Raw genomic sequence first — 9,565 nt, 5'->3', positions numbered from 1 at the left:
TCCGAGTTTTTTGCACAACCCCTTTTTTGATCTTTTCTTTCTGTTTGCACACTTTTCAGCCCTTCCGAGTGGATCTTGTGCGATCAGGGCCATTTTCCGCAGGATCCGGCGCTGCCGTTGGTTGTAATTCCATCGCCAGAGTCTAGTATTGCCGGTAAATATGATCCCGACGTGAGGCAGCACTATGTCCGATGCAGTACGTTCTTATCTTCAATACACCCCCAAACTCGGTCAGCGCGTGCTGATCGATCCTTCCAGCGTCGTGATCGGCGACGTCGATCTGGCGGATGACGTCAGCATCTGGCCGCTGGTCGCTATCCGCGGCGACGTCAATGCGGTAAAGATCGGTGCACGCAGCAATATTCAGGATGGCAGCGTGCTGCATGTGACTCACCGCTCCGAACATAACCCCGATGGTTATCCCCTGTTAATTGGCGAAGACGTTACCGTGGGCCATAAAGCGATGCTGCACGGCTGCGCCATCGGCAACCGGGTGCTGGTCGGGATGGGATCGATCCTGTTGGACGGTGTAGTCGTAGAAGACGACGTAATGATTGGCGCCGGCAGTTTGGTGGCGCCGGGCAAGCGTCTGGCGAGCGGCTATCTTTATATGGGTAGCCCGGCACGCCAGGTTCGGCCGCTGACCGCCGCCGAGTTGGAGGGATTGCTTTATTCTTCTAACAACTATGTACGCTGGAAAGACGAATACCTGTCGGAAGATATCTGATGGGCGCCCCGTTCCCTATAAAGAGAACGGGGTAGGATTTATGCCGCCAGCTCGCTGCGCAGCTGGCGCAAGACCGGTTCTATCTCTGGCATCACGCCGTGCCACAGCAAGAAAGCATGCGCCGCCTGCCCCACCAGCATACCCAGCCCATCGGCGTATTCCGTTGCGCCCTGCAGCTGCGCCCAGGCCAGAAATGGCGTAATGCCTTGCTGATAGAACATGTCATAGCAACGGGTTTGCGCGTTCACCACGCCTGCAGGCAACGCCGGGATCTCCCCGCTGATGCCGGACGCCGTCGCATTGATCACCAGATCGAACGCTTGCTGATCCAGTTGATCCATCGGCGCCGCCGAGATCTCCCCCAGATGCCGGAAAGCGTCGGCCAATTCCTGGGCCCGGCTGAAGGTACGATTGGTGATGGTGAGCCGGCAGCCGAAAGACAGCAGCGGCAGGATCACGCCGCGTGCCGCACCGCCGGCGCCCACCAGCAGAATGCGATCCTGCGGCCGAATCAATTGCTGGCGCTGCAGATCGGTCAACAAACCGATGCCGTCGGTGTTGTCCCCCAGCAGTTCGCCATTCGGCAATACCTTCAGGGTGTTGACCGCTCCGGCCATCGCCGCGCGCTCACTCAGCTCGGAGGCGAGCTCATAAGCACGCTCCTTGAAGGGCACCGTGACGTTCGCCCCCAGCCCTCCGGCGCGGATAAACGCCTGCAAGCTGGTTTCAAAACCGTCCAGCGGCGCCAACACCGCGCCATAAGGATGCTCAATGCCGGTCTGAGCAGCAAACAGCGCATGAATTCGCGGCGACTTGCTGTGGCCAATAGGGTTGCCAAATACCGCAAACTTCTCCATGCCCATTACCTCTAGCCCTGACGGATCTGTTCGCCGGTCAGTGCATCTCTGATTTCGGAAGGATTAAGACGGCCGCCCACCTCACCGGCCAATACCGGGAAAGCGTCGCCGAATTGCCGCGTGACTTCATCCGCACTGCGGCACGGCTCCAGCCCGCTGAGATTGGCGCTGGTCGACACGAGCGGCTTGCCGTACTGCCGACACAGCTGCTGCACCAACGGATGATCGCTGACGCGCACCGCCAATGAGCTGAAACGCCCGGTCAGCAAACGTGGCGTCTCCGGCCGAGCGGGCAACACCCAGGTTACCGGCCCTGGCCAGCTGGCAAACATCGTCGCGCGCTGCTGTTCGCTGAGCGCACTGTCATCGATATATGGCTTAAGCTGTGCATAGTCGGCGGCGATCAGAATCAGCCCCTTTTCCCACGGCCGCTGTTTCAACGCCAGCAGCGCATTGACCGCCTGTTCACTGTCGGGATCGCAACCCAGGCCGAATACCGCTTCGGTGGGATAGGCAATAACCTGCTGTTGATGCAAAGCATCGATGATAGATAAAAGGTTCGGGCTTAATTCTGAGTTCATGATGTGATTATTCTGTAGTCGCGACGGGTTTGCCGCACAGCTTGCTGGCACAGCACAGGACGGGGCCCTTTGCCGTGCGCTTTTCCATCAGCAACGGGTAATGGCAGTAGGCGCATTCACCGGCGACGGGTTTAACATTGAGGGCGAACTGGCATTCCGGGTAACGATCGCAGGAATGAAAAACCTTGCCGTAGCGCGACTTACGCTGCAACAGCTTGCCTTGCCCGCACTGCGGACAGGTAATGGCGGTTTCGTCAGGCTTGTCGATCACTTCAGTGTGATCGCACTGCGGATAATCGCTGCAACCGATAAACATGCCGTAGCGCCCCTGGCGCAGCACCAACGTCGCCTGACACTTCGGGCACTGTTGCCCATCCAACACCTTAACGATATGCCCATCGGCCTGTGCTTTCAGCGGCCGAATATATTGGCATTCAGGGTACTGGGAACAACCGAGGAAGGGGCCGTGGCGACCGCTACGGATCACCAGCTCGGCCCCGCATTCCGGACAGGGTTCATTTTGCCTGGCGGCAAAAATCGCGTTTTTTGTCATAACGTCTTCTATGCGCGTTATCGGCTCAATGCAGATAACCTTCGTTCACTTCAAACAACAGTTCTTCCATTTGCTGATAGGCGCTTTCATATCCGGGGATATTAAACAGCACCATCAACACGACCCATTTCAGATCTTCGAGATCGAATTCCGCATTATCCAAAGCCATAACGCGGTCGATAACCATTTCACGGGTTTCGAGGTTCAATACCTGAATCTGTTCCAGGAACAGGAGAAAACCACGGCAGCCGGCGTCCAAACGCGCACCTTCCTCTTCGGTGTAAATCCGCATCGCCAGCGGATCGGCATCCATAAAGTAAGGGGCATTCTGACCTTCTTGCAGGTCAGCCAACTTCTCAAGCCAATTCAACGCGTTGTAGATATCATCCCGATGAAACCCCGCCTGAGCGAGATCATCAGTCAGTTGATCCTGATCGACGCGCATCTCTGGTTCATTGTGGATATAAGTTTCAAACAAGTACATGAGTACGTCGAACATGGCTTGCCCTCCTTATTCGGACATAGCCGCCGGGTACAGCTGCGATCCACCCTGCTAACTCCAGCTCGAGTAACTTGATTACCACCACTGGCACAGGTTGGCCGGCACGTTCAGCGACGACGTCAACAGGTGTCACCTCATCTCCTACGTTAGCCAACACATCGGCAAATGGCAATTCAACTTCAGCCTGTGACGCACAAATAGTTGTATTTTCGTTCAGCGGCAGCCATTGAAGACCGCTTTCCAGCAATTCGGCGATATCTTTCGGCCCGGTGACCAGATGCGCGCCCTGTTGGATGAGCCAATGCGTGCCCTCGCTCATCGGGTTCCCTAATGGCCCTGGCAGAGCGAACACCTCACGCCCCTGTTCCAACGCATAGCGAGCAGTCACCAGGGTACCGCTGCGCAGCGAGGCTTCTATAACCAGAACGCCCAGGCTCAGCCCGCTGATAATACGATTGCGGCGCGGAAAATGGTCGGCCAGAGGCAAGTCGGTGACTAAATGATCTGAAACCACGGCGCCGCCTTGTTCGACTATCTGTTCCGCAAGCCGACGGTGCCGGCGCGGATAGATATTGGCCAGCCCGCTACCCAACACCGCGACAGTACAGCCGCCGGCCGCCAACGCCGCGCGATGGCAAATCCCGTCGATGCCAATCGCCAGACCGCTGGTGATGGCGAAACCGCAGCGCGCCAACTCAGCGGCGAAATGGTTCGCCCATCGCTCGCCGTAATGGCTGAACTGCCGACTGCCGACCATGGCGAGCTGCGGTTGCAACAGCGCCTGCGGATCGCCCTCGATCAGCAAAAACAGCGGCGCATCGTCGATCTGGGCCAGGCGATCGGGATAACCGAGCGCCCCATAGTTCACTATGCGGTGCGCCGGCTTTTCCAACCAATGCAAGGTAGCCGTAAGATAGCCGGGATCCGCCCGGTTGAACTGTGCCCGCTGCCGTTCGTTCAATCCCAGTTCACGCAGCGCGCGATTGGGTTCGCCCCCCATTTGCGATAACTGCTGCACGATCCGACTGGCCGTCGGGGTCTGTAGCCCCGTAACCCCCCGCATCCGTAAAGCGATCTCTTCCAGCCGCATCGTCTGTTCCCTCAGCAAAAACGGTGGTATTACCAATCTGAGCAATTGGTGCGCAATGCTGTCAATCAGGTCGGGAAATGTCTAGAATAGAGGTTAAACCTCGTTCATTACTCGGATACAGATCTAAAGATATATGTCAGTCTTGCAGGTATTACATTTCCCAGACGAGCGTCTGCGCAAAGTCGCAGCGCCGGTAAAAGAAGTCAATGCAGATATCCAGCGCATCGTGGATGATATGTTTGAAACCATGTACGCAGAGGAAGGCATTGGCCTGGCTGCGACTCAGGTGGATATCCATCAGCGCATTATCGTGATCGACGTCTCCGAGAATCGCGATCAGCGCCTGGTGCTGATCAACCCGGAGCTGCTGGAAAAAAGCGGCGAAACCGGCATCGAGGAAGGCTGTCTTTCCATTCCAGAGCAGCGTGCGTTAGTGCCGCGCGCCGCGCAGGTGAAGATCCGCGCGCTAGATCGCGAAGGCAAACCTTTCGAGCTGGAAGCGGACGATCTGCTGGCGATCTGCATCCAGCACGAGATGGATCACCTGATGGGCAAGCTGTTCGTCGATTACCTGTCGCCGCTCAAGCGCCAGCGTATTCGTCAGAAACTGGAAAAAATGGCCAAGCTTCAAGCCCGCGCCTAACCGATCAGGAAATCAACGTGTCTGATTCTTTACGGATTATTTTCGCCGGAACACCAGACTTCGCAGCGCGTCATCTTGACGCGCTGTTGTCATCTGAGCACCAGATTGTCGGCGTATTTACCCAGCCCGACCGCCCGGCAGGCCGCGGCAACAAGCTGACGCCAAGCCCGGTCAAAGCGCTGGCCGAACAACACCAACTGCCGGTATTCCAGCCCAAGTCATTACGTCCCGAAGAGAACCAGCGCCTGGTGGCCGATCTCAACGCCGACGTGATGGTGGTGGTCGCTTACGGGCTGATCCTGCCACAAGCGGTGTTGGATATGCCGCGCCTGGGCTGCATCAACGTACACGGTTCGCTGCTGCCTCGCTGGCGCGGCGCGGCGCCGATCCAGCGTTCACTCTGGGCCGGCGACAGCGAAACCGGCGTGACCATCATGCAGATGGATGTCGGCCTCGATACCGGCGACATGATGCACAAGATCGCCTGCCCGATTGAGAGCAGCGACACCAGCGCCAGCCTCTACGACAAGCTGGCTCAGCTCGGCCCGCAGGGCATGTTGACGACGCTGCGCCAAATGGCCGACGGCAGCGCCACCCGCGAGGTACAGGACGAATCGCTGGTCACCTACGCCGAGAAGCTGAGCAAAGAAGAAGCTCGCCTGGACTGGACCCTGTCCGCCGCCCAGTTGGAGCGCTGCATCCGCGCCTTCAACCCTTGGCCCGTCAGCTACTTCATCATCGACGAGCAACCGGTGAAAGTGTGGCAGGCCAGCGTGCTGGCAGAAAGCGCCAACGCAGAACCGGGCACCGTTATCCATGCCGACAAGCACGGCATTCAGGTGGCGACCGTCGACGGCATCCTCAATCTGATCCAGCTGCAGCCCGCCGGTAAGAAACCGATGTCGGCGCAGGACCTGTTAAATTCACGTCGTGAATGGTTTACCCCGGGCAACCGGCTGTAAGCCACCCCACTGCCCGGCCGTTCATCGCCGGGCCGTTATTTTCTTAATGCCGATCGTTATCAGCTTTAGCCTATGAAAAATAATTACAATCTCCGCAGCATCGCTGCCAAAGCCATCGGCCAGGTGCTGGATCAAGGGCAGTCGCTCAGCACTGTCCTGCCAGCGCTGCAAACCTCCATCAGCGACAAAGATCGCGGGTTGCTGCAGGAACTGTGCTTCGGCACGTTACGAGTGCTACCGCAGCTCGAATGGTGCATTCAACAATTGATGGCCAAGCCACTGACCGGCAAGCAGCGCACGCTACACTATTTGTTGATGGTCGGCTTGTACCAGCTGCTGTATACCCGCATCCCGGCGCACGCCGTGCTGGCGGAAACCGTGGAAGGTGCGGTAGCGCTGAAACGCCCGCAGTTAAAAGGCCTGATTAATGGCGTTTTGCGCCAATTTCAACGCCAGCAGGAAGAGCTGCTGCAACGCGCCGCCAATAATGACAGCCGCTATCTGCATCCCAGCTGGTTACTGAAACGCATTCAACAGGCTTATCCCGCCAACTGGGAACAGATCGTCGACGCGAATAACCAGAAGCCGCCGATGTGGCTACGCGTCAACCGCCTGCACCACACCCGCGAAGCTTATCTGCAGTTGCTGACCGACGCCGGCATCGCCGCAGAGCCTCATGCAGACTATGCGGACGCGGTGCGTTTGCTGGCGCCTTGCGCCGTGACCGATCTGCCTGGGTTCACCGAAGGCTGGGTCACCGTACAAGATGCCTCGGCCCAGGGCTGTGTCGATCTGTTGGATCCGCAAGACGGCGAGCAGATCCTCGATTTGTGCGCCGCACCTGGCGGTAAAACCACGCATATCCTGGAAGCGGCGCCGAAAGCGCACGTGATGGCCGTCGATATCGACGAGCAACGTCTGGCGCGGGTGAAAGAAAACCTGCAACGCCTGCGTTTGCACGCGGAGGTTAAACTGGGTGATGGCCGCACTCCGCAACAATGGTGCGGTGACAAGCAGTTCGACCGTATCCTTCTGGACGCACCTTGCTCCGCCACCGGCGTGATCCGCCGTCACCCCGATATCAAATGGCTGCGCCGCGATCGCGACATCGCCGAGCTCGCCGCACTGCAGGCCGAAATCCTGGAAGCCGTCTGGCCGCATCTGAAATCAGGTGGCGTGATGGTTTACGCAACCTGCTCTATCCTGCCGGATGAAAACAGCAGCCAGATTGCCGCGTTCTTGCAGCGCCACGCCGATGCCAAGCTGGTTAAAACCGGCGATGCACAGCGGCCAGGGCGACAGAATATCCCGCATCCCGAGGATGGCGATGGCTTCTTTTACGCTAAGCTGATTAAAATGTAATTCTTCAGGGCGTGCGTGCGCGCCCTAAGTCTTTCAGTGTGAATCAGAGAACACGATGAAAATAATTATTCTTGGTGCCGGTCAGGTTGGCGGGACGCTGGCGGAAAACCTGGTGGGTGAAAACAACGATATCACCGTCGTCGATACCGATTCCGGCCGCTTGCGCCAACTACAGGATAAATTCGATTTGCGGGTGGTTCAGGGACATGGTTCCCACCCTCGGGTGCTGCGCGAAGCCGGCGCAGAAGACGCCGACATGCTGGTCGCGGTCACCAACTCCGACGAAACCAACATGATCGCCTGCCAGATCGCCTATTCTCTGTTTAATACCCCTAACCGCATCGCCCGCATCCGCGCGCCGGAATATATCCGCGAGTCGGAGAAACTGTTCCTGCCGGAAGCGGTGCCGATCGATCATCTGATTTCGCCGGAGCAGCTAGTCATCGACTATATCTACAAGCTGATCGAATACCCTGGCGCCCTGCAGGTGGTCAACTTCGCTGAAGGCAAGGTCAGCATCGCCGCGGTTAAAGCCTATTACGGCGGCCCGCTGGTCGGCAATGCGCTCTCTTCGATGCGCGAACACATGCCGCATATCGATACCCGCGTCGCCGCCATATTCCGCCAGGATCGTCCGATCCGACCGCAGGGCTCGACCATTATCGAAGCCGGCGATGAAGTGTTCTTCGTCGCCGCCTCACAGCACATCCGCGCGGTAATGAGCGAACTGCAACGGCTGGAAAAACCCTATAAGCGCATCATGATCGTCGGCGGCGGCAACGTCGGCGCCGGCCTGGCCGCCAAGCTGGAAAAAGACTACAACGTCAAACTGATCGAGCGCAATCAGCAACGCGCCGCCGAACTGGCCGAACAGCTGCACGATACCATCGTGTTCTACGGCGATGCTTCGGATCAGGAGCTGCTGGCCGAAGAGCACGTCGAGCAGGTGGACGTCTTCATCGCCATCACTAACGACGATGAGGCCAACATCATGTCGGCCATGCTGGCCAAGCGCATGGGCGCCAAGAAGGTGATGGTATTGATCCAGCGCCGTGCCTATGTCGATCTGGTGCAAGGCAGCGTGATCGATATCGCCATTTCTCCCCAGCAGGCAACCATCTCCGCCCTGCTGGGACACGTGCGCAAAGCGGATATCGTCAGCGTTTCGTCGCTGCGCCGCGGCGTAGCTGAAGCGATCGAAGCGATTGCTCACGGCGACGAAAGCACCTCCAAAGTGGTCGGCCGCATCGTCGAAGACATCAAGCTGCCGCCGGGTACCACCATCGGCGCTATCGTGCGAGGCGACGACGTGATCATCGCCAACGGCAACAGCAAAATCGAACAGGGCGATCACGTCATCATGTTTATTACCGACAAGAAATTCGTGCCGGACGTTGAACGCTTGTTCCAACCGAGTCCGTTCTTCTTGTAGAACGAATTTATTAGGCGATGGTCTATAATTGCGTAGTTGTTCTCTGCCTTGGGAGGAGATAAAACTTCTCGCCATTTGTGGCAAAGGGAAATTGCTTTGTTAAACTTGAGTTATTAATTCTGCAAGGGGTGCGTTCTATGAGTATGTTGAAAGAGTTTCGCGAATTTGCCATGCGCGGCAACGTGGTCGATCTGGCCGTCGGTGTGATTATCGGTGCTGCATTCGGCAAGATTGTTTCGTCCTTCGTGGCCGATATCATCATGCCACCGTTGGGCTTACTGATTGGCGGCGTCGATTTTAAACAGTTCCATCTGGTGTTACGTGAAGCTCAGGGCGCCGTACCGGCGGTGGTAATGAACTATGGTTCATTCATCCAGACCGTATTTGACTTTGTGATTGTCGCCTTTGCTATCTTCCTGGCGATTAAACTGATGAACAAGATGCGCCGCAAGCAGGAAGAAGCGCCGGCAGCGCCGCCAGAACCAACCGCAGAAGAGAAACTGCTGACGGAAATCCGTGATTTGCTGAGCCAGCAACAGCAGCCAAAGCTGTAAAACAGCATTAGGTTACGCCAATAAAAAGCCACCTTCATCGGTGGCTTTTTTAATGCCTTAAAACCAGAAGGCCAGTGGTAAATTATCGTTTGATAGTTTGCCACTGGCCTCCCAGTTACCGCCTTTGTTGTGTTTTTCTTTACGCCGATAGCTGCCTTTGCCTTTCACATTCTTTTCCACTCGTTGGCGGAATAACGGGTCATGCAGCAGCGCCTCAATGGCGTTATCTTGAATCTGGCCTTTAGTGTGACGATATTTCGTCATGGTAATGCTCCTGTAAAAGGTAGGGTAATAAAACGAGC

At 57.1% G+C, this 9,565-nt stretch carries 12 protein-coding genes; 6 read left to right on the top strand and 6 right to left on the bottom strand.

Annotated elements, in window-relative coordinates:
• Positions 1-184: 184 nt before the first annotated feature.
• Complete coding sequence (locus AAIE04_RS10130) at positions 185-727, top strand: gamma carbonic anhydrase family protein (protein ID WP_004929699.1); 543 nt, start codon at positions 185-187, stop codon at positions 725-727.
• Between the two features lie 38 nt (positions 728-765).
• On the opposite strand, the gene aroE is transcribed toward AAIE04_RS10130, so the two are convergent.
• The 5 genes from aroE to dprA are packed head-to-tail and all read right to left on the bottom strand — an operon-like array spanning position 766 to position 4,310.
• Positions 766-1,584, bottom strand: coding sequence for a shikimate dehydrogenase (gene aroE, locus AAIE04_RS10125; protein WP_025160382.1), 819 nt, complete (start codon positions 1,582-1,584; stop codon positions 766-768).
• Positions 1,585-1,595: 11 nt separating this feature from the next.
• Positions 1,596-2,165, bottom strand: a complete 570-nt coding sequence (tsaC, locus tag AAIE04_RS10120; protein ID WP_019456196.1) for an L-threonylcarbamoyladenylate synthase type 1 TsaC — start codon at positions 2,163-2,165, stop codon at positions 1,596-1,598.
• A 7-nt stretch (positions 2,166-2,172) separates the two neighbouring features.
• A complete protein-coding gene (locus AAIE04_RS10115) occupies positions 2,173-2,718 on the bottom strand; it encodes a DNA topoisomerase family protein (protein ID WP_019456195.1) in 546 nt (181 codons plus the stop codon).
• Between the two features lie 25 nt (positions 2,719-2,743).
• Complete coding sequence (gene smg / locus AAIE04_RS10110) at positions 2,744-3,217, bottom strand: DUF494 family protein Smg (RefSeq protein WP_025160381.1); 474 nt, start codon at positions 3,215-3,217, stop codon at positions 2,744-2,746.
• Complete coding sequence (dprA, locus tag AAIE04_RS10105; protein WP_435981820.1) at positions 3,189-4,310, bottom strand: DNA-protecting protein DprA; 1,122 nt, start codon at positions 4,308-4,310, stop codon at positions 3,189-3,191. The genes smg and dprA overlap by 29 nt, the downstream gene beginning before the upstream one ends.
• A 133-nt stretch (positions 4,311-4,443) precedes the next feature.
• Between dprA and def the strand changes: the two genes are divergently transcribed.
• The 5 genes from def to mscL all read left to right on the top strand — a co-directional run bounded on the left by def (position 4,444) and on the right by mscL (position 9,263).
• Entirely contained in the window at positions 4,444-4,953 is a 510-nt protein-coding gene (gene def / locus AAIE04_RS10100) for a peptide deformylase (RefSeq protein ID WP_015379260.1), read from the top strand.
• A gap of 17 nt (positions 4,954-4,970) precedes the next feature.
• Complete coding sequence (fmt, locus tag AAIE04_RS10095) at positions 4,971-5,915, top strand: methionyl-tRNA formyltransferase (RefSeq protein WP_019456191.1); 945 nt, start codon at positions 4,971-4,973, stop codon at positions 5,913-5,915.
• 72 nt (positions 5,916-5,987) lie between these two features.
• Entirely contained in the window at positions 5,988-7,277 is a 1,290-nt protein-coding gene (gene rsmB, locus AAIE04_RS10090; RefSeq protein WP_154747892.1) for a 16S rRNA (cytosine(967)-C(5))-methyltransferase RsmB, read from the top strand.
• Between the two features lie 55 nt (positions 7,278-7,332).
• The gene (trkA, locus tag AAIE04_RS10085; protein ID WP_004929716.1) at positions 7,333-8,709 is read left to right on the top strand and encodes a Trk system potassium transporter TrkA; all 1,377 of its coding nucleotides are present in this window, start codon (positions 7,333-7,335) and stop codon (positions 8,707-8,709) included.
• A 137-nt stretch (positions 8,710-8,846) separates the two neighbouring features.
• On the top strand, positions 8,847-9,263 hold the full coding sequence (mscL, locus tag AAIE04_RS10080) for a large-conductance mechanosensitive channel protein MscL (protein ID WP_015379263.1): 417 nt from the start codon (positions 8,847-8,849) through the stop codon (positions 9,261-9,263).
• A gap of 57 nt (positions 9,264-9,320) precedes the next feature.
• On the opposite strand, the gene AAIE04_RS10075 is transcribed toward mscL, so the two are convergent.
• A complete protein-coding gene (locus tag AAIE04_RS10075) occupies positions 9,321-9,527 on the bottom strand; it encodes an alternative ribosome-rescue factor A (RefSeq protein WP_004929720.1) in 207 nt (68 codons plus the stop codon).
• Positions 9,528-9,565: the final 38 nt, after the last annotated feature.

The sequence above is a fragment of the Serratia sp. Ae19-1 genome (assembly GCF_059801225.1).
This window is presented reverse-complemented; position numbering and strand designations above follow the sequence as displayed.